General features: G+C 61.3%; 17 protein-coding genes. 8 read left to right on the plus strand and 9 right to left on the minus strand.

Features of this window, described 5'->3' with window-relative positions; genetic code table 11:
• Position 1: 1 nt before the first annotated feature.
• Both VXL81_RS08900 and VXL81_RS08905 read right to left on the minus strand, forming a co-directional pair.
• Positions 2-784 (minus strand): hypothetical protein, encoded by a 783-nt coding sequence (locus VXL81_RS08900; RefSeq protein ID WP_416553840.1) that lies wholly within the window; start codon positions 782-784, stop codon positions 2-4.
• A gap of 8 nt (positions 785-792) precedes the next feature.
• Positions 793-2,871 (minus strand): GumC family protein, encoded by a 2,079-nt coding sequence (locus VXL81_RS08905; protein WP_416553842.1) that lies wholly within the window; start codon positions 2,869-2,871, stop codon positions 793-795.
• Between the two features lie 181 nt (positions 2,872-3,052).
• On the opposite strand from VXL81_RS08905, the gene VXL81_RS08910 reads away from it, so the two are divergent.
• Genes VXL81_RS08910 through VXL81_RS08920 form a run of 3 tightly spaced genes read left to right on the plus strand, consistent with a single transcriptional unit; the run spans position 3,053 to position 6,249 of the window.
• Positions 3,053-4,123, plus strand: coding sequence for a glycosyltransferase family 2 protein (locus VXL81_RS08910; protein ID WP_416553844.1), 1,071 nt, complete (start codon positions 3,053-3,055; stop codon positions 4,121-4,123).
• A complete protein-coding gene (locus tag VXL81_RS08915) occupies positions 4,120-5,070 on the plus strand; it encodes a glycosyltransferase family 2 protein (RefSeq protein ID WP_416553846.1) in 951 nt (316 codons plus the stop codon). Before VXL81_RS08910 ends, VXL81_RS08915 begins: the two co-directional genes overlap by 4 nt.
• Positions 5,071-5,073: 3 nt before the next feature.
• A complete protein-coding gene (locus VXL81_RS08920) occupies positions 5,074-6,249 on the plus strand; it encodes a glycosyltransferase family 1 protein (RefSeq protein WP_416553848.1) in 1,176 nt (391 codons plus the stop codon).
• On the opposite strand, the gene VXL81_RS08925 is transcribed toward VXL81_RS08920, so the two are convergent.
• Complete coding sequence (locus tag VXL81_RS08925) at positions 6,196-7,242, minus strand: glycosyltransferase (RefSeq protein ID WP_416553850.1); 1,047 nt, start codon at positions 7,240-7,242, stop codon at positions 6,196-6,198. The genes VXL81_RS08920 and VXL81_RS08925 overlap by 54 nt on opposite strands.
• A 211-nt stretch (positions 7,243-7,453) precedes the next feature.
• On the opposite strand from VXL81_RS08925, the gene VXL81_RS08930 reads away from it, so the two are divergent.
• Both VXL81_RS08930 and VXL81_RS08935 read left to right on the plus strand, forming a co-directional pair.
• Positions 7,454-8,614: an ABC transporter substrate-binding protein gene (locus VXL81_RS08930; RefSeq protein ID WP_416553852.1), complete on the plus strand. Its 1,161-nt coding sequence runs from the start codon at positions 7,454-7,456 to the stop codon at positions 8,612-8,614.
• A gap of 100 nt (positions 8,615-8,714) precedes the next feature.
• Positions 8,715-11,420 (plus strand): methyl-accepting chemotaxis protein, encoded by a 2,706-nt coding sequence (locus VXL81_RS08935; RefSeq protein ID WP_416535374.1) that lies wholly within the window; start codon positions 8,715-8,717, stop codon positions 11,418-11,420.
• Between the two features lie 207 nt (positions 11,421-11,627).
• Here the strand turns inward: VXL81_RS08935 and VXL81_RS08940 are convergent, their stop codons facing one another.
• Positions 11,628-12,926, minus strand: coding sequence for an MFS transporter (locus tag VXL81_RS08940; protein ID WP_416553854.1), 1,299 nt, complete (start codon positions 12,924-12,926; stop codon positions 11,628-11,630).
• 123 nt (positions 12,927-13,049) lie between these two features.
• A complete protein-coding gene (locus VXL81_RS08945; RefSeq protein WP_416553856.1) occupies positions 13,050-13,955 on the minus strand; it encodes a LysR substrate-binding domain-containing protein in 906 nt (301 codons plus the stop codon).
• Positions 13,956-14,094: 139 nt separating this feature from the next.
• On the opposite strand from VXL81_RS08945, the gene VXL81_RS08950 reads away from it, so the two are divergent.
• The 3 genes from VXL81_RS08950 (at position 14,095) to VXL81_RS08960 (ending at position 17,289) form a co-directional block, all read left to right on the plus strand.
• Complete coding sequence (locus VXL81_RS08950) at positions 14,095-15,705, plus strand: GMC family oxidoreductase (protein WP_416541803.1); 1,611 nt, start codon at positions 14,095-14,097, stop codon at positions 15,703-15,705.
• On the plus strand, positions 15,702-16,871 hold the full coding sequence (locus VXL81_RS08955; RefSeq protein ID WP_416537928.1) for a mandelate racemase/muconate lactonizing enzyme family protein: 1,170 nt from the start codon (positions 15,702-15,704) through the stop codon (positions 16,869-16,871). The genes VXL81_RS08950 and VXL81_RS08955 overlap by 4 nt, the downstream gene beginning before the upstream one ends.
• 172 nt (positions 16,872-17,043) lie before the next feature.
• Positions 17,044-17,289, plus strand: coding sequence for a DUF1289 domain-containing protein (locus VXL81_RS08960; RefSeq protein WP_340547560.1), 246 nt, complete (start codon positions 17,044-17,046; stop codon positions 17,287-17,289).
• Positions 17,290-17,343: 54 nt separating this feature from the next.
• Here the strand turns inward: VXL81_RS08960 and VXL81_RS08965 are convergent, their stop codons facing one another.
• The 4 genes from VXL81_RS08965 to VXL81_RS08980 all read right to left on the minus strand — a co-directional run bounded on the left by VXL81_RS08965 (position 17,344) and on the right by VXL81_RS08980 (position 20,293).
• Positions 17,344-17,817, minus strand: coding sequence for a Dps family protein (locus VXL81_RS08965; RefSeq protein WP_340547561.1), 474 nt, complete (start codon positions 17,815-17,817; stop codon positions 17,344-17,346).
• A gap of 106 nt (positions 17,818-17,923) precedes the next feature.
• Positions 17,924-18,364: a hypothetical protein gene (locus VXL81_RS08970; protein WP_416553858.1), complete on the minus strand. Its 441-nt coding sequence runs from the start codon at positions 18,362-18,364 to the stop codon at positions 17,924-17,926.
• A gap of 141 nt (positions 18,365-18,505) precedes the next feature.
• Positions 18,506-19,174 carry a GntR family transcriptional regulator gene (locus VXL81_RS08975; protein ID WP_416553860.1) on the minus strand — a complete coding sequence of 223 codons (669 nt, stop codon included), beginning with the start codon at positions 19,172-19,174 and terminating at the stop codon, positions 18,506-18,508.
• Between the two features lie 93 nt (positions 19,175-19,267).
• Positions 19,268-20,293 carry a trans-3-hydroxy-L-proline dehydratase gene (locus tag VXL81_RS08980; RefSeq protein WP_416553862.1) on the minus strand — a complete coding sequence of 342 codons (1,026 nt, stop codon included), beginning with the start codon at positions 20,291-20,293 and terminating at the stop codon, positions 19,268-19,270.
• Positions 20,294-20,447 lie beyond the last annotated feature (154 nt).

The raw sequence follows: 20,447 nt of genomic DNA on the forward strand, positions 1-20,447 counted from the left end.
TCTAGCCTGCGTTCTGGTTCTCATCCGGCGCCGGATCGAGCGGTAGCCCCATTGCGGCCTCCAGTGCGGGGTCAAGCTGGCTGAGGATCCAGGTGCGGTCTTCCGGCGTGATCAGGTGGCCGGGGGTCTTGGGTTTTACATCACGGTCGGACCATGACCAGCCATAGTGTCCCTGCGGGACCTGCAAGCGCCTGTTCGGGGGCACCGGGCTTTCGTCTGCGATGCGCGCAATGATGTCTTCGGGGCGCCGGCTGATGGCAGCATGGGTGGTGTATATCACCCGTGCACCGCGCCGGGGCAGGGTCAGCAGCGCCTCTGCCTTGGCGCGACGCAACGCCAGCAGATTGGCAAAGGGCGCGCCGGTGATCGGATGCAGATCCTGGTTCAGCGGCTGACCTTTGCATGGGCTGGTCTTTGGCAGGTCAAACCACGCCGGTACGTCGATCTCGCTGCGCCATTCGGCGCGGATAAACTGCGAAAACGGCAGATCACGCAGCGCTGGCAGGCTGTGCCAGGGCTTGCCATACATGCTTTCGAGCCATTGGAACGGATCGCGAAAGATCACGATATAGAGCACATCCGCCGGCAGCGCGATGAGGTTCGGGAAGGCATGTTTCCACATGTCATAGCGCGGGCGTGCAGCGGCGAAGTTCTGCTGGATCAGCTGGTCGAGAAAATTGGTCCCGGAACAGCGCTCACCCAGCACCTGATAATTCAGCACAGGTCGACCGAGGCAGCGGCGACCTGCTATCCTGGCCTTGCGCAAAAGGGGGGACAGCTGCATCGGCTCTCTCAGCTGTGGTAATAGCGGTCGCGCGACCGTCTGGTTGCCCCGTAGAGCGGCTGAGCGGTGCCTTTGACCTTGGTCAGCACAATGCCGTCGGGACTGCGCCCGCCCTGTTCCAGCTGTCGTAGGGCATTGGTAAAGACCGATTGCCGGGTGGTGTTCCATTGCGCCAGCAGGATCAGAAGGTCCGCATGCAGGCCGATGATCCGCGCATCGGGCACAACGGAGATGGGCGGGGTGTCAAAAATGATGATGTCCCAGTGATTGCGCGCCACCGATACAAGCTCGGTCAGCCCGCCCTGGCTGAGCAGATCCGCAGCACTGCCGGTTACGGTGCCGGCAGGCAGGATATCGGCCTGCCCCAGCGCACCGGGCAGCACCGCCGCTGCCAGATCACATTGCCCGGTGAGGACATCAAAGAGCCCCGGCTTGCTGTTGCCACTGGCCAGCGGGTCAGACAGGGAATGGCGGCGCAGGTCGCCGTCGATCAGCAGGACCGATTTACCGATCTGCGCCATATTATGTGCCATGGCCGCCGACAGCGTCGACTTGCCATCGCCGCTTTCGGCGGAGGTAAAGACAACCACCTGCGGCGGGACATCTCCCCGAGCCATCAGCAGCGTGGTGCGCAGATTGCGAACAGCCTCGCCATCGCGGGTCTGCGGGCCAAGCGCGCCGGCCTGTTCGGGCCGGATTTTCTGCGAAAATTGGTCCAGCACCGCAATCACAGGCACGGACGTCAGGCCTGCGATCTGCGCTGGGGAATGCAGGCGCGCCCGGGAGAGCTGCAACACGACAACGAGAACAGTGCCGAGAAACCCTCCAAGGAAGACCGACAGGATAAGGATCCGGCCCTTGTTGGGCAGGGCAGGCTGGTCCGGGGGGAAGGCGCGCGAGATCACCCGGCTGTCGGCGCGTTGCAGGCCGATCTGCATGGAGGTTTCGCGCAGCCGGTTCTGGAAGTTTTCAAACAGCAGACGGCTGGCTTCGGCGTCGCGTTCGGCCTGCACAACTTCGGTCAGCGCATCGCTCTGGGTGGCGATGGTGATCTCCAGATCGGCCATCGAGCGGCGGATTGCCTGTTCCTTGGCTTCGGCTTCGCGCAGATCACGAGCGACTTGCGCCAGAACCGCGCGCCAGCCAGCCAGCGGATCATCAGCGCGCGCCAGAAGCGCGCTATAGCCGTAGCGGCGGGCAGCGGCGCGCTGCTCCTCGGCTGTTTGCAGGCTGCTCAGTTCGGATTGTTTGGCCCGTTGCGCGGCGACATCCTCGGCCCGCTCGGTCAGCGCGCTGCGCAGGGAAATCAGGCGGTTCTCCAGCCCGATCAACTGTGCGGGGCTGGTCACATCGGCCTGCGCCCGGATGTCGGCAACCCGCCGTTCGTTTGCTTCCAGCTGGCCGCGCAGCTCGGTCACCCGGTCCGCCAGCCAGCCGGTGGCCTGTTCGGTGACGTTCAGCTTCACCGCCACCTGATTTTCGATATAGGTGTCGGCGAAGGCATTGGCGATGTCAGCCGCCTTGAAGGGGTTCTCGCTTAGCACCCAGATCGAGAAAATATAGGTGTCCGGTATGTTCACCACCCGCATGTTGGCAAGCAGCGTCTGGATCACCTTTTCGCGGACAAAGGCGGGATCTGGCGGAATGGTCGTGTTATAGACGGGCATCCCGAGGAGTCCCTTGATCAGATCTTTCAGCGTCTGGACAGGATTGAGGCCGGGATCGCGCAGCATCATATTGAATTCCGGGTCGGAAACAAGATTCAGCCGGTCGACGACCTGACCCGCCAGTTCCCGACCGCCAAGGATGTGAACCTCGGTTCGGATCACCTCATCCGTGGCGGAAAGGCTACTGACCACGCTTTCGATATCGACCACTTTTTCGTCGCGGGTATCCAGCACCAGCTGTACCTCGGCACCGTAGAGCGGAGTGGCGGCGAGATAGGCCCGCCAGACGCCCAGAAACAGACCGAGCATGACACAGGCAGCGATGACCCAGCGGCCGCGCCAGATGATTGCAAAAATGGCGCCGAGATCGAGCACCTCCTGGCCGTCATCCGCGGCAAAGGACGTCTTAGGCGTGGACACGTTGGTTGACCCCATCGTTATTGGTTTGCCCACGGCCCGCCCTGCGCTGCGCGACGCCGCAGGGGTGGCAAGTAGGTGGCAGTGCCAAGTTCATCAGACTGCGCGCAAAAATCAATCTGTCGCAACATAATCGGATCCTTTAGACAGGTCCATAACACGGAATGGAACAAAGACCATGGGCATGAGCGGTCAGAGAGGCAGGGAGGGCGCCAGCGCTGCACCCGGGGGCATTGATGTGCGGGTGCTGGTGGTGATCCCGACCCTGAATGAAGCGGCTGCGATCCGTCCCTGTCTCGAAAGCCTGCTGCGCGACCCGCTGCTGCGCGATCCAGATCGGTCTGCGCTGGTGGTGGCGGATGGGGGCAGCGATGATGAAACGGTGGCCATCGTCGAGAGCTTGGCCGAGACAGCGCCGATCAAGATACATGTGCTGCATAATTCGGACCGGATTCAGTCCGCAGGCATCAATCGGGCGGTTGCTGAATTTGGCGGCGGCTTTGATGTGCTGCTGCGCTGTGATGCCCATGCGATCTATCCGGCGGATTATGCAACCGCCCTGTGCGCGGCGCTGCGGGAGAACGATGATCGTGCGGCGGTCGTGGTGGCGATGCAGTCCGAAGGTCGCAGTGAATTCGGCAAGGCGGCGGCCTGGGTCGTGGATACGCCCTTCGGGTCGGGTGGTGCGGCACATCGGGGAGGTCGGACCTCGGGCTATGTGGATCACGGGCATCACGCGCTGATGGATCTGCACTGGTTCCGCCGGGTTGGCGGTTATGATGCGAGTTTCAGCCACAATGAGGATGCTGAGCTGGATTGGCGGTTGCAGGCGGCCGGAGGGCGTATCTGGCTGGCCGGTGATGTGCGGCTTGGCTATGTGATGCGCAGCACGCCTGTCGCGCTATGGCGGCAATATCAGAACTATGGCGCAGGCCGTGCGGCAACATTGATCAAACACCGAATGCGGCCACGGCTGCGGCAGATGGTGCCGGTTGCCAATCTCCTCCTATGTGGACTGGCACTGGTCGCGGCACCCTTCTGGCCCTTGGCTCTGATCTGGCCGCTGGTTTACCTGACTGTGGTGATTGTGGTGACGGGCATCGCCTGTTTGCGACTGGGGGGTGCCGGGATCTGGTCCGGGGTGGCTCTGGTGCTGATGCACATGGGCTGGGCGCTTGGTCTGGTGCGGGCGATGGCGCGGCATTCTGTTCAATCGGTCCTGGCGGGTGCCGCGGGGCGCAGGATGAAGCGATGAGCGAACGGATTTCGATATTACTCTGCACCTATCGGCGCCGCAGCGTGGTCGACACATTGGAGAGCCTGGCAGCTTTGCGCGCACCTCAGGGCTATACGATAGATATCATCGTGGCGGACAATGATACCTCGCCGTCGGCGGACCACTGGGTGCGCGGCTGCGCGACCTCCTGGCCGGTCAGCTATGTCCACGCGCCGTCACGCAATATCTCTCTGGCCCGCAACGCCTGTCTGGCCATGGCGCGCAAGCGGCGGTCGGATTGGGTTGCCTTTGTCGATGATGATGAGGTGGTTCCGCCCGACTGGATCGAACAGCTGATACGCCGCGCCATGGAGACCGGCGCGGATGTGATTTCAGGGCCGGCCATCGCACGTTACCCGCAGCAGGCGCCGCAATGGATGGTTGATCAGGACTGGCACAGCAACTGGCCGGAACTGCGCGCCGACAATGGCGGTGGGGTGCAGTTACAGACCGCCCATAGCTGCAATGCGCTGATGCGGTTTGCCGGTCGCCCCTGGGAGGGGCTGGAGTTTGATCTCTCCCGCGGCACGAGCGGCGGCGAGGATACCGCCTATTTCTTTGCGCTCTCACATCTGGGCGCGCAGTTTGCGATCTCGGCCGATGCGGCCGTCTTTGAGGTGGTTGCGTCGGATCGGTTGCATCTGGGCTGGTTGGCAAAACGGCGGTTCCGCATGGGGCAGAGCTATGCGGCCAGCGCATCGGGGCTGCTGGCACGGACAAAACTGGCTGGGGCGGCGTTGGCCAAGGTTGCCTATTGTGTCGTTGCGACCCTGCCTGTCCTGCCTGTCGAGCCGCGCCGGAATTTCTGGCTGTTGCGGGGGCTGCTGCACCTAGGCGTGCTGGCGGGATGTTTTGCCCTGCCACAGCCGCAGATCTACGGCGGAGCAAAGGATCAAGAGCCGCCGCCGCAGCGGATCCGTGGCTGACATATGGCGCAGTTGCTCTGTTTTGCCTCCGATCTGACTGACGTGGCCCAGCTGAGACGGCTGGAGTCTTTTCAGGCGCTTGGGCATGAGGTGATCTCGGTGTCCTCGCGCAAGGGGCCGTTGCCGCAGGTGAGCTGGCAAAACATTGATCTGGGCGAGATTGGTCAACACGGGCTGTTACGCCGGGGGCGTCTGGCGCTCTTCACTGCGTTGCGTGACCCACGGCTGCGGCCATTGGTGCAGCAGGCTGATCTACTGGTGGCGCGCAATCTCGATATGCTGGCGCTGGCCGCCGCGCTGCGGCGGCGGAGCGGCAGCGCGGCGCCGCTTGCCTATGAGGTGCTGGATATCCATTCGCTGTTCGAGGGCAGCGGCCTGAAACCCCGGATCGCCCGCTGGGTCGAGCGGCGGCTGATCGCGGCGGCGGAGGTGCTGTGGCTGTCCTCGCCCGGTTTCCACGAAGGGTATTTCGTGCCGGTACAGGGTTTTGTTGGCCCCTGGTATCTGGTGGAGAACAAGATGGTCGTGCCGGACCGCATGTCACGACCCGTCGCGGGAGGTTTTCATGGCGCGGCATCCGGGCCGTTGCGGCTGGGTTGGATCGGCGCCATACGCTGCCGACCGAGCTTTGAGCTGCTGCTGAGGGTGGCGCAGCAAATGGGGGCGGCGATCGAGGTGCATGTTCACGGCAAGATCCACGACCATGTCTTGCCTGATTTTCATGACCGGATCGCGGGACACGGCAATGTCACCTTTCACGGGGCCTACGCCTACCCGGAGGGTCTGGCTGCCTGCTACGGCGGCTGCGATGTGGTCTGGGCGCAGGATTTGTGGCAGGCGGGTGAGGCCCGCGCCGGTGGCAATTCGGATCTGCTGCTGCCGAACCGCATTTATGAGGCCGGCTGGCACGGCTGTCCGGTGATCGCCGTGGCGACGACGCAGACCGGCCGCAAGATTGAGGAGACAGGGCAGGGCTGGACCCTGCGCCGTGCTGATGCCGCCGAGCTGGTCGGGCTGTTGCAGCAGCTGACGCCGGACCGGATCGCCGCCTGTCGCAATCGGATCGCGGCGCTGCCCGAGACGATGTTCCGTCAGACCGCCGATGATGTGACGGCGTTGCTGGCTTCAGCCGGGATCGGCGTTCCGGGCCAAAGGCGTGAGACCGGGCCGAAGAGATGAGGCCGCGTCAAAGAGCGGCTCGTAGAGTGACATAAAACGTTCACCGCCGCGCTGGAGAGACAGGTTCTCCAATACGTAATCGCGGGGGCGATAGTTTGGCAGCGCCGTCCAGAAGCGATCAAACTGTTCTTCCATATTGTCGATCTGGAACCGCATCCCGCAGCGGTCATCGAAATAGGGCACCGAACTGGGGATGACGTCACCCTGTGCCAGGATCCGCTGTGAGGGGTCGACCAGCACCCCCTCATCCCAGGCAAAGACTGGCAGGTTCGCCGACATGGCTTCCTGATAGGCCAGCCCTTGGGTTTCATGTTCGGTGCAGAAAAGTACCGCACGGCTGCGGCCCACCAGATCGCGGTACTGCGCGGGCGTATGATGCCCGTAGTCCAGTTCGCGCCAGCTGAGCCCGCGCGCGGTCAGCATGTCACGCAGGGGCTGGAGCAGATCGCATTCGCGGGCGGTTTCGCGATGCCAGCGGACCTTGTTGTAGAAGAGCAGATCAATGCTTTTGCTGTGACCCGACATATCGGGCCAGGCATCGGTGTCGATGCCCACGAACATCGGTGCGAATTGTGCGCGTGTCTCTGCCGGATTGAGCTGGATCGGCCAGGCTGACGGGTAGGTCACGACTTTCAGGTTCACCTGTTCGCGAAGCGCTGCAAGGTCGCTGCTGTCCGGCACGCGTCCGGGACCGTAAATGGCAGGGTTGCGCAGTCCAAAACGGGCCAGCGGCGGCAGATATCCACTCAGGCCGATCGGGTGATCTGGATGTCCGCGGGCAAAGTCGAAGTCATTTATCACCACATCGTGACCGAGACGCCGAAGGCTTTTGGCAAGATTCGTGAAGGCGACGTAGAAGCCGGTTCGCGGTTGTGCACCTTTCATCAGGCGATAGCCATAGCGCAGGCGCTCACGCAGCTGCGACAGGATTTGGCCGTGTGGGACATCGTAGGCTTTCAGATCATAGCCATCAAAGAACAAAGGGATTTTCACGATGGCAGGTCCTGGGCGCTGACCGGAAATAAGGTGCTGTCACCCTAACAGTCGCGCGGGAAGAGGTCGATGGTCTGGGCGCTTTGGTCTGTGGTTTCGACCGATTGATAAAATGCTTTGCATATTTTGCGCAGGGTTATTTTCGCCCGGAGGGCCTTTGTTAACGGGTTCAGGGCAAGCTGCGCCGGTGTTTTGAAAGGTGGAGTATACGATGTCGCTAAGAAAACTAACAACCGCAGCGGTACTGGCCATGGCCCTGCCGACGCTTGGACTTGCTCAGCAGGGCGTGTCAGAGACTGAAGTTCGATTTGCACAGGTCGCCGCACTTGATGGTCCGGCTTCGGCGCTGGGGCAGGGGATGCAGCTTGGCCTGCAAGCCGCGTTTGCCGAGGCGAATGCTGCGGGTGGTGTTCACGGACGCAGCATCGTTCTGGACAGCATGGATGACAGCTATGAACCTGACCGATCGGCCACGCTGGTCAAACAGGTGATTGCTGATGATCAGCATATTGGCCTGATCGGCGCTGTTGGCACCCCGACCGCATCGGCAACGCAGCCGATCGCGACCGAGGCTGGCATGCCGTTTATCGGCCCCTTCACCGGTGCTGGTTTCCTGCGCGATGCAAGCCACGGGAACATCTTCAACGTCCGTGCCACATATGCGGCGGAAACCGAAGCCTGGATTGCCCATCTGGTGGATGAGCTGAACATGAGCTCCATCGCGCTGCTCTATCAGGATGATGGTTTTGGTCGCGTAGGCCTGGCTGGTGTTACCGCGGCACTGGAAAAACGCGGCATGACCCTCGCCGCCGAGGGCACGTATACCCGCAATACCACCGCTGTGAAGAAGGCGCTTCTGACCATCCGCAAGGCCGAACCGGATGCGGTTGTGATGGTTGGCGCTTATAAGCCGGTTGCCGAATTCATCAAGCTGGCGCGCAAGCTGAAGTTCAATCCGACCTTCGTGAATATTTCCTTTGTGGGGTCCGACGCGCTGGCGAAGGAACTGGGCGAGGCCGGTGAAGGTGTGATTATCAGCCAGGTTGTGCCGTTCCCATGGGACACTTCGCTGCCAGTCGTGGCGCAGTACCAATCCGCACTGAAGGCGGTGGATGCCGCAGCCGAGCCGGGTTTCGTGACACTTGAAGGGTATCTGACAGGTCGTCTGGCCATCCGCGCTCTGGAAGAGGCAGGTGCCGAGCTGACCCGTGAAAGCTATCTCGCGGCCTTCGCCGGGCTGAGTGAGGTGGATCTGGGCGGAGTCACCATGCGCTTTGGTCCGGATGACAACCAGGGCATGGATGACGTCTTCCTGACCCATATCGCCAAGGATGGCAGCTTCCAGCCTGTCGTGGCAGGCGGCGAATCCTGAAAAAGCGCCAGATTGAGGCATGTCTGATGCCTCAATCACCCGGCCTCTGCCGGATTTCTGTGCAAAACCGAGTGGTTTTAATGGACTCATGGGGCGAATAATGACGAAGCAGACACGTAAACGCGCGACACGGCGGTGGAATCCGTTGTCCAGTATTCGCGCCAAGATGTTTCTTATCCTACTGGCGATGGCGGGTACTTCGGGGGCCATCGGCTATGCGGTGACGCGGGCGTTTGAACAGGTGGCCGGAGATGTACATGTCCTGTCCGGGGAAAAGCTTCCTGAACTGGAACTGAGCGGTCAGATGACCGCTGCTGCGGCCCGAACCAAGGACGCGATGGTTGCGGTGATGCTGGCTGATACGCTGAATGCGCTCGACTTTGCCAAGAGCGATGTGACAACGGCGGTTCGCGCTCTTGATAGCGCGGTGGAACAGCTGCCCGAAGTGCTCCGTGATGAATTCAAACCAGATCTGGTTATGGTAGAGGAGGCGCTGGATGCCTCCATTGACGCCCGTACCATTGCTTTCAAGAATGCTGCGGCAGTGATCGCGATGACGGCCGAGCTGCAGGAAATGAGCAGCGCCATGCAGGTCACGCTCGCCGAGATGGCAAAGGAGGCCTATTCGAACCTCACCAAAGGCGGTGAGCAGACGATGTCTGCAGTCGATGCGACTTTGACCGATCTGGTCGAGGTGAAATTTGCCACCCTGCAGTCGCTGTTGCAGGCGCGTGCGGAAATCAACCTGATTTCCGGTATCGCCCTTGCCATCGGCGATACCAAGGACCGTGCCATGCAGTCGATCCTGACCGATCTGGCCAAGGCATCGGATGGCCGTCTGAACGAGGTGATCAACACGCTGGAGGTCGAGGCGCCTGGTGTCGTACCGATCTTTGCCATCCGTGATGCTGCTGCGGTGCTGCAGAAGGCGGTTTCGCGCGCGGGTGCTCAGTCCAGCGCCCTGCGTCAGGAGGTGCTGAGTGCGCGCCTGTCCAGCGATACCGAACTGGCCACTGCCGTCGATGACATGGTGTTTGAGGTGACATTGGCGGCTGACGATGCCAGCACCGACAGCAAGAAGGCAATTCAGGGTCTGCTTGCGAATGAGGTCGGTTTTCTCAACACATTGCTTGAGATCAATACCTGGATCAGCAATTTCCAGGTCGCAGCATTGGATGTCGTGACCGCGCAGGGTCTGGTGCAGACCCGCGCTGCTGCCGAACCGATGGAGCGAGCCGCTGCCGCTCTTGCAGACTACAAGACGTTTGACGAAGGACGGCTGGCCGCGCAGCTCGACGAGATCATCACGCTGGCGGCACCCGATCAGGGGCTGGCGGTTTTCCGAATTGCCTCGCTCACGGCGGATGCGGATGCGACCAAAGCGGCCAATGCAACCGCCAATGCGGTGCTTCAGATCGCGAGCCGTGCCTCGCTTCTTGGCTCCGGCAGCCGGGGTGAAATTGCCTATATGGCCACCGACATTGCAGCGACCGTAGACGAGGCTCGCGCCAATATCGAACGGATGCTGATGGTGGCGGGCGGGCTCCTGATGGTGGCGCTGCTGCTGACCCATTTCCTGGTCCAACGACCGCTCAACGCGATCAGCCGGACCACCGAGCGGCTCGCCGATGGTGATCTGAGCCCGATCAAGGGATTTGAGCGCACCAGCGACGAGATCTACCGCATTGCACAGGCATTGACCGTGTTCCGTGACGGGTTGGTGGAGAAAGAGGAACTGTCCAAGGCCACCGAGGAGGAGCGCGCGATCCATCAGGCGCAGCAGACCGCTGCCGTTACGGCGATCGGTCAGGGTTTGGCCCGGCTTGCACAGGGCGACCTTTCGGCGCGGATCAACGAAGAACTGACCGAGGGCTACGCCCAGTTGCAGGCGGATTTCAATCAGACGGTTGAGACCTTGAGCAGAACCGTGATGGATATGGTGGATGTTGCCTCTTCCATTCGCAATGGCGCCGATGAGATCAGCCAGGCCTCCGATGATCTGTCGCGGCGGACCGAAAGCCAGGCGGCGACGCTGGAGGAGACTGCCGCTGCCCTGGATGAGCTGACAGCCAGTGTGAAATCCGCAGCTGAGGGCGCGCGTTCGGTTGAGACCACCACCCAGGCCGCAAAGAGCGAAGCGATCGAGAATGGCAGCGTTGTCAGCAGCGCGGTCTCTGCGATGACGGAAATCGAGGAGAGCTCCAAACATATCGCGCAGATCATCAGCGTGATTGATGACATTGCGTTCCAGACCAATCTTCTGGCTTTGAACGCCGGTGTCGAAGCGGCGCGCGCTGGCGAAGCGGGTCGTGGGTTTGCGGTTGTTGCCTCCGAAGTGCGTGGCCTGTCGCAGCGCACATCCGAGGCGGCGCGGGAAATCAAGACATTGATCAGCGAGAGCTCAAAGAAGGTCGACTACGGTGTCGAACTCGTCGGCAAGGCTGGCACTGCGCTGAGCGGCATCGTGGCACAGGTCGGGCAGATCTCGCAGCAGGTCTCCGATATCGCCGATGGCGCGACGGCTCAGTCTACCGGGCTGCATGAGATCAATATCGGCATGTCGCAGCTGGATCAGGTGACCCAGCAGAATGCGGCGATGGTGGAGCAATCCACCGCCGCCAGCCATATGCTGCGCGGGGATGCGACCAAGCTGGCGGAGCTGGTGGCGATTTTCACCGTAGCAGGAGACGGGTCCGAGACCCCGGAGGCGGTGGTCGATGCCGCTGAGCAACACACCTCCGGTGACGGCTGGGAGGAGCAGGACATGTGGGCTGATGAGCCGGAAGATTGGCAGAACACCGGCTAAGCCTATCCTGATTTAGGTGTCGATTCATCTGTGACCGCAGCCGCCTTTGCGCCGCTGCGGTCGCGGTTTTTGGGGGGACGTTTCTCGGAGCCGCTAAAGACCCGTGTCAGGATCGCGAAGAGAGCGCCGTCGCATCCGGCCTGTATTCTGGCAGCACGCGCTACAGGGCGTAGAGATCGGATCCGCAAAGCCAATAAGACTCATCGCCTAGCGGCGCGGATGGAGATCATCACCAATCGCGGCATGTCGGTGCTGTCGCCCATGGCCATGCTTGGCCAGATGCGGGTGATCGTCGGGCAGTTCAGGGTGATCATGCGCCACCATATCGGCATTTCCGTGCCACAGCTTCGCAGCGAGCAAGAGACCGACGGCGGCAATCAGCCCGAGCACCATAAAGGTCGTGTTGAAACCGGCGCGGGCGCCGATCTGCCCTGCCAGCGGATAGGTCACCAGCCAGCAAGCATGGCTGAGGGCAAACTGTGCGGCGAAGAGCGCCGGGCGATCTTCTGCATTTGCCGAGCGTCGCAGCAACCGCCCCGTTGGCGTCAGGGCCAGGCTGAAGCCAAAGCCAAGTATCATCCAAAGAACAACTAGAAGCAGGAAGCTGTTGGCCAATGGGCCGAGAAAGAGCCCGAAGGTGAGGATGGCGCCGCCTGCTAGCATCGGCGGACGGTCCGGCATATGGTCCAGCATCCGTGGCAGCAGCAGCGCGGCCAGCATCGACCCGCCGCCAAAGGCCGCAAGGGCAATGGCCACCTCGGGTTCCTGCAGGCCGAAGCTGCCTTTCACCAACACAACCGTGTTGACGATGACCATCGAGGAGGCCGCCGCAACGACAAGGTTCAGTGCCAGCAGGCCCCGCAGTCGCGGCGTCGCAAGATAGAGCCGTATGCCACGCGTCGTGCGGGCCCAGATCGTGCGCGGCTTGCCAGGCTGGGGTGATGGGACCGGCACGGAGAGCACCAATAGGGCAGAGGTCAGAAAACCGATGACCGTGCCTGCAAACAACATCGGGAAACTGACCACGGTCAGCAGCGCAGCCGCAAGTGCCGGCGACAGCAGGCTTTCCAAATCATAGGCAAGCCGCGACAGCGAGAGCGCGCGCGTATATTCTGCCTCATCCGGCAGCACATCGGGAATGGTCGCCTGAAACGTCGGCGTGAAGCCCGCAGAGGCGGCCTGCATCAGGAAAATGAGGCAATAGATCTGCCAGATCTCGGTGACAAAGGGCAGCGCGAGCGCCACACCGGCGCGGATCAGGTCGAGCGAGACCAGCATGGTGCGCCGGGGCAGCCTATCGGCAAGGGCGGCCGCGATGGGAGCGAGGCCGACATAGGCCACCATCTTGATCGCGAGGGCCGTGCCGAGAACAACGCCGGCGTCCTCCCCTGCGATCTGCCATGCCAGCAGGCCAAGCGCGACCGTCGCCAGCCCGGTGCCGAGCAGCGCAATGACCTGAGCGGCCAGCAGGTGACGATAGGTCCGATTTGCAAGAACAGTGAGCATTCCGACCTATTCATATATGTTGACTGGAGTTACCGCGCAGCGCAGCCGCCAGATCTCTCGTGATCAGGGCGCGGGATTGCCTGGTTTGGCTGGCCTGTCGGCGTGGTCTGTTTCCCGCTGACCCTAGCCCGCCGCAGGCGGTGTGGCAATCGCGGCGGCGACACGTTCGGCAGTTAGATGCGCCTGGGTTTGCAGCCAGTCGACAAGCGTGCTCACCTCAGGCCGATGGCTGTTTCGATCCGAGGGCAGCACCAGATAATGGCCATGCTGGGTCGACAGGGCAATATCGCTGGCGCGGCGCAATGTGCCGCGCTCAAGATACGGCTGGGCAAAGACATCAGCAACCAAAGCAACGCCCAGACCACGGTTGGCCAGTTCAAGTGCAATCAGCGATTGGTCGACCTTGTAGGCTGGTTCGGGGACTGTAACGCCGGGGGCGTGCAGCGCAAAGAAATGGCGCCAGGTGTCGACAACGCCGGTCATTTCGATCAGTGGCAATCTGTCCAATTCGGGGCAGGGGGAAGTGCCTAGCAGGCTGGGTGTGGCCACTGCAATGACCGTGTTCTGGAGCAGCGGCAAGACGGGGCCATCGCGCCAGCTGCCATCGCCATAGCGAATGTCGACATCTATCGACTCGCCCTGCGACAGCTCACTCCATGATGACGACAACACCCGAAGCCGACTGGCGGGATATTGTTTTCTGTAGTCGCCCAGCAATGGCATCAGCCACAGGAGGTTCAGAGACGTGAGACAGCGCAGGGTCACCTCCTGCTCGGTCCCTTTGCCAAAGAGATTGCAGGTGGTCGCGTCAATATCGGCAAAAGCCTTGGCCACCACGGGCAGATAGGCATGTCCCAGCCGTGTGAGGCTGAGCAGCTTGTGGTCGCGGCGGAACAGCTTGTGGCCCAGCTGCGCCTCAAGCCCGCGAACCTGATAGCTGACCGCAGAAGGTGTGAGGCCCAGCTCCTTCGCCGCCAGTGTGAAGCTGCCGTGCCGCGCACTGGCATCAAAGGCACGGAGCCAATTCATCGGAGGAAGATCGTTGTACATAGGCGCAGAATACCCATGCTGCGAATTTTTTTAAGGTAGCGACGAACTATTTTTCGTTTCCGCTTTGCGATCAGCTTTGTCACGATCTGACGATAAAGACTTTGCGGACGGTCAGGCAGTGACGCGATTTGACTACATTATTATTGGCGCAGGGTCTGCGGGATGTGTGCTGGCGGAGCGGCTGAGCCGCTGCGGCCGCCATAAGGTGCTTGTCCTTGAGGCTGGCGGGCGTGGGCGCTCCCCCTGGATTGCGCTGCCTCTGGGCTACGGCAAGACGTTTTTTGATCCTGCGGTGAACTGGAAATATGAAAGCGAACCCGAGGCGACGCTCGCGGGGCGGCGCGGCTACTGGCCGCGTGGCAAGGGGGTTGGTGGTTCGGGCGCAATCAATGCTCTGGTCTATGCCCGCGGGGTGCCGCAGGATTTTGACGATTGGGAGGCCGCGGGCGCGACGGGCTGGAACTGGGAGACCGTGCATCAGTCCTTTGAGGCGATGGAAACCCAAGTGGCGCCCGATGGGCGGCGGCAGGGAAGCGGTGCGCTGCATGTGCAGGATGTATCGGACCAGATACACCCGGCGAACCGGCATTTCTTTGCCGCGGCGGCTGAACTGGACCTGCCGAGTACCGGCAATATCAACGATCCCGGTGGCGAAGGCGCGGCGGTCTATCGGATCAACACAAGCGGTGGTCGCCGGATGCATTCGGCGCGGGCATTTCTGGCACCCGCGCTAAAGCGGATGAATGTGACCTTGATGACCGGTGCGCTTGTGGAACGGATCATTTTTGACGGTCGTCGTGCCGTTTCGGTACAGCTGCGGCGGCGCGGCAGATTGATGACTATATCGGCCGGGCGTGAGATCATTCTGTCCGCCGGGGCTGTTGCCTCGCCCTGTCTGCTGCAGCAATCGGGGATCGGTCCTGCGGATCTGCTGAGCAGGCACGGGATCGAGGTGGTTCAGGAGCAGGCCCATGTTGGTGGCAATTTGCAGGACCATCTGGGGATCAACTATTATTTTCGCGCCACAGAGCCGACCCTTAACAATGTGTTGTCGCCCTTGACCGGAAAGCTCCACGCCGCCCTGCAGTATGCGATACGCCGCAGGGGCCCGCTGGCGCTGTCGGTGAACCAATGCGGCGGGTTTTTCCGCAGCGCGCCGCATCTGGGCCGCCCTGACCAGCAGCTCTATTTCAATCCGGTGACCTATACCACTACGCCTGACGGCAAGCGTGAGGTGATCCAGCCGGATCCGTTTGCCGGGTTCATTATCGGCTTTCAACCCGCCCGTCCGACCAGCAGGGGCCGGATCGACATTCGCAGCGCCGACCCAACTGCCCCTCCGCTGATTCAGCCCGGCTCTCTCGCGACTGAGGAAGACCGCGCGCAGGTTATCGCAGGGGGGCTGCTCTGCCAGAGGTTGGCAGGCACATCGGCATTGACCCGGCTGATCGAGGCTCCAATGGGGCCTGATCTGCGGCAGATGACAGATGCCGACATCCTGTCGGATTTCCGCGAACGCTGTGGCACGGTGTTTCATCCGGTCGGGACCTGCCGTATGGGGGCGGATGCAAGCACCGCCGTTGTCTGCCCCAAGCTGAAGCTGCACGGGTTTGACGGGCTGCGGGTCGTGGATGCCTCGGTCTTTCCCAATATCACCTCGGGCAATACCAATGCTCCGACTATGATGCTGGCCCATCGGGCGGCTGATCTTATTCTGGAGGCCGGATGAATACGCCCTATTCAGCCTCGGGTGCGGTGCCGCTGCAGGATGATCGCGGACAACAGGACATCGGGCCGCGCATTTGCCGGATCGAGACATTCTGCACGCCCTTGGTGGGGTTTGTCCGGGTTACCTCGGAGGATGGCCAGCAGGGTTGGGGGCAGGTTTCGACCTATAACAGCGATCTGACCTGCGAGATCCTTCATCGGCAGGTGGCGCCCTGGGCCTTGGGCCGGGGTATGGATGCGCTTGAGGCGGTGATCACCGAGATCCCGCTGCGCGAGCATAAATATCCGGGCACCTATCTGCGGCGTGCGATGGCGGGCTTTGATACGGCGGTGTGGGATTGGCGCGGCCGGGTGGCCGAAAAACCAGTGGCGGTGTTGCTGGGCGGCTCGCCGGGTCCGGTTCGGGCCTATGCCTCTTCGATGCGGCGCGATATCACACCACTGGACGAGGCGGACCGGCTCAAAACCCTGCGTGACAGCCACGGGTTTGACGCATTCAAGGTGCGGGTCGGCGCCGAATGCGGCGAAGACCGGGATGAATGGCCGGGGCGGACGGAGACGATCATTCCGACGATCCGGGCAGCATTGGGAGATCAGGTCTCCCTGCTGGTTGATGGCAATTCCGGGTTTTCCCCGAAACGCGCCATTGAGGTAGGCCAGCACCTGCAGGACCATGGGTATGAGCATTTCGAGGAACCCTGCCCCTATTGGATGCTGGAGCAGACGGCGGAGGTGACCCGCACGCTGGATCTGGATGTGGCGGGCGGTGAGCAGGATTGGGATTTGCAGGTCTGGCGTCGTATGATCGAGATGCGCGCGGTTGATATCATCCAGCCGGATATTCTGTATCTGGGCGGGATGACGCGAAGTATGCAGGTTGCGCAGCTGGGTGCGGCGGCGGGGCTGCCCTGCACGCCGCATTGCGCGAACCTGTCTCTGGTCACCCTGTTCACGATGCATATGCTCCGCGCCGTCGATCTGCCCGGGCGCTATCTGGAATTCTCTATCGAGGGCGATGACTATTATCCCTGGCAGCGGGATCTGTTTGTCACTGATCCATTCCGCATCGACAACGGTCAGGCGACGGTCACTGATCAGCCCGGCTGGGGCATCGAGATCAACCCGGAGTGGCTGTCAAAGTCGACATATAACTGTAGCGAGATTTAGATGTGCCCTGTGCGCTTCTGACGGCCGGTTGGTTCGGCGTCAGGGCGCTACCGAGCTGGCGCGCGAGTGGGGGTGTCGAGAAATTGACAAAAATACTCGTCTTTGCGGTTGCAGAGTGACCCGTGTCGCCCCATTTGTGGGCCAAGATGCCCGGTAACGCATAAGGTTCGATATGCCCAAGACTCCCAGCCCCTGCATTGATGTCTGCAAATTCAAGCGTGAGGGACATTGCATCGGCTGTTCGATGACCAAGGCCCAGAAGTCGCTGTTCAAAGCGTTGAAGAAAGACAGCCACAGGCGCGCGTTTGTCAGGATGCTGACCGCGCAGCAGGGCCAGCTGGGAAAATACACGCATTGGGACCTTGCCTACCGCAAGAAACTGGCAAAACGAAAAATCGCGGCAGAGGAGATCCTCTGACCGCGATTATGTGGCTTTGCCAGTCTGGGTTGTTCACCCACGGCCGTTGTCGTGTCAGCCCGCCAGATGCGAGCGCAGGAACCAGGCAAATTTTTCATGGGTCTGGCCGCGCGCAATGCACAGATCCTCGGTCAGCGTATCACCATGGTCGGCGGCTAGCGCACCGCAGCCTGCAAGGGTCGCGGCGAGGGTTTCCTGCGCTTCCATCATGATCCGGATCATTTCCTGATCGGTCGCATGGCCGTCGTGTTCGGCAACTTTGGAGCGTTTCAGCATCCCGGCCAATGTGCCCTCGGCATGGGCATCCAGTGCACGTACGCGCTCGGCAAGGTCGTCCTGCCCCAGAAAGTGATCTTCGTAGATCTTCTGGAACAGATCATGCAGCGGGCCGAATGCCATGCCCTTGACGTTCCAGTGGAAATTCTGGGCCAACATCGTGGTGACAGCGGTTTCTGCCACGGATTGGTTCAGAGCATCGGCGATTGCGGTTTTGGCATCGGTCGAGAGTGCAGCAGCGGTCTGTGTCATCATGTTCCCCATTGTTCCATAAAATAGCTGGCTGGCAGGAAGCTGGCTTGCTGTGACACACAACATAGCCATCCCGGTGCATATGGCAAGAGTTTTTAGAACGATTCTAAAGCTTAGGAAATTGCTCGGAAATACGGCCCAGAAGAAATCCGATGTAGCGCCGCCGCGCCGGGTCGATTTGCGACCGCAGCAAGAAACCGAGGCTGTCATAATCCTTTGCTGATACACAGGACAGGCAGCGCATCACCCAAGCTTCGTCGAAGGAGACCTCTGCCGTGCCGGGCCGAAACCATTTGATTCGACGTGGCATTGCCTCTGGCAGGCATTTCACAAAAGTATCGACATAGGTGCGTCTGGCATCCTCTCCATCGACACAGAGCAGCGCGCAGGCTTCGAACAGATCGGTCCGCGCAGCGGCGCGGCAGCCCATCGCCGCAAGACGCAACGTATTGAGTGCATTATATTCCTGCTCATCGAGCAGGGGGATACTGCGCAACCGGTCAGGGGTCGTCACCTGCGGCAGGGACAAGGTCTGCACTGGCATCATGGGTGATGAATCCGTCTATCTAGAGGGGCACTTGGGCGCCCCGGCTAATTCCTGACTAAATATATTGGTTTTATGGGCGCTCACAAGAGATGAACAGGCGCGCTAGCAAAATTCGCGCTGTATGCCCTGCGGCGTGCGGTATTAGCTGCGGTTCTCCGCAACCAGCGCCAGCAGCTCTTCTTTGGTGCGGGAAATATGTCGGGTCAGGGCGTCGCAGGCGGCCTCGACATTGCGGGCCTGCGCCAGCGCGAGGAGGTCGCGATGCTCGGCCTTGGCGGGTTCGCGCTGTTTCATCACGCTGAGATGCATGCGCACAAACCGGTCGGAATGAAGGCTGAGCCCCTGTAGCATTTCATTGGTCAGCTTACGTCCGGCAGCAGCATAGAGCGCAGAGTGGTAGCGGTGGTTCAATGCGCCCCAGGTTGCCACGTCATCAGCATCATAGGAGGCGTCCATTTCATCCAGGATCTGGCTGCATCTTGCGAAGTCAGTGCTGGTCATCGCAGGGATCGAGCGACGGAACAGATCGACCTCGACCAGGATGCGCAGATCAAAAATCTCCGCGATTTCGCGCAGGGAATGTTTGGTGACTGTTGCCCCGCGGTTATTCGCAAAAAGGACCAGCCCCTCGGCATCGAGCCGCTTCAGAGCTTCGCGCACCGGCATCCGCGAGACATCGTATTCCTCTGCCAGTGCCTCTTGGCGGATCGGTTCACCTTCGGCAAGTTCACCACTTAGGATACGCTCGCGCAAATCGGCGGCGATCACGTCGGGGAGGGTGCTGCGGGAGATGGCGCGCTTGGCTGCCATGGGAGCCTCATGGGTCGGGGTTACGTAGGTGCCAATCTGGCGGTTGTTGTTCGGGTGTGCCCTGCCGGGAAGCGCGGATCAAGGGGCAGGGCATCACGCCCCCCAGGTGTCGCTCAGCCTGTAGCCACCGGGCCAGGGGTCATCGGGGTCCAGCATGTGCTGGTGTATTCCCGTGATCCAGCCACGACCATTGATTTCCGGAATGATGGCGGGCTGGCCTCCGACGGTTGTCTGGTCGGCGATCCGGCCCTTGAAACTGGAGCCAATGATCGACACTGCCTCAAACTCCTCATCTGCGGTCATTTCCCCTTTGGCCAGCATCAGGGCCATTCGGGCCGATACTGCGGTTCCGGTGGGTGAACGATCCACCTTGCCGGGCTGGATGGCCACGGCAGAGCGACTGCGCCACCCGATGTTGGTGCGCTCCAGCGGGCCGCAAAATGCACAGAAGGAAATATGCGACCAGTCGGGATTGTCTGGATGGCTGAAACCCAGCTGCTCATTTGCCGCATCCAGAATGCAGGTTCCGATCTGTGCCAGGGCCTTGGCCTCTGCGTCGCAGATGGTCAGATCCAGATCGGCGGCCTGTACGACCACAAAACTATCGCCGCCATAGGCCGTATCCACACGGAGCGTACCGATCCCCGGGACATCCAAGGCAACGTCAATTGCCCCTGCAAAACTGGGAACATTGCGGACAAATATCCTCTCAGCTTTGCCATTTCTGCATTCGGCGCGCACCTTGACCAGCCCCCCTGGCGCTTCCAGCGTCAGATGCGTTTCCGGTTCCTGCATGGGCAGAATGCCCCCATCCAGCAGCACGGTCGCAACGCAGATCGAATTCGATCCGGACATAGGCGGCGTATATTCCGGTTCCATAATGATAAACCCCATGTCGGCGTCGGGATGTTTGGGAGGCACCAGCAGATTGACGTGCCGGAATACGCCGCCGCGGGGTTCATTGAGGACAAAGTTGCGCAGGGTCTGGTCCTGCGCGATGAATGTGCGCTGATCCCAGAGTGTGGCGCCCGGCGGCGGTGCCACGCCGCCGACGATGACATCACCCACTTCGCCCTCGGCATGGGCGGAAATGACATGTACGGTCCTGGTGCTGCGCATCTCGGTCTCCTACGGTTCCGGCGGGCTTGGGGCGGGCTGAAAGGCGGTCACGGCAATCGATCGCCTGTTTCTGATGTAGCACTACAATAAATTTTAGTATATGTTTTCCTGAAGCCCACATCACAGATCATGACCAAACAGGTTCGGCTGGTTG

This window comes from Phaeobacter sp. JH204B (assembly GCF_048055755.1).
Classification (GTDB): Bacteria; Pseudomonadota; Alphaproteobacteria; order Rhodobacterales; family Rhodobacteraceae; genus Phaeobacter; species Phaeobacter bryozoorum.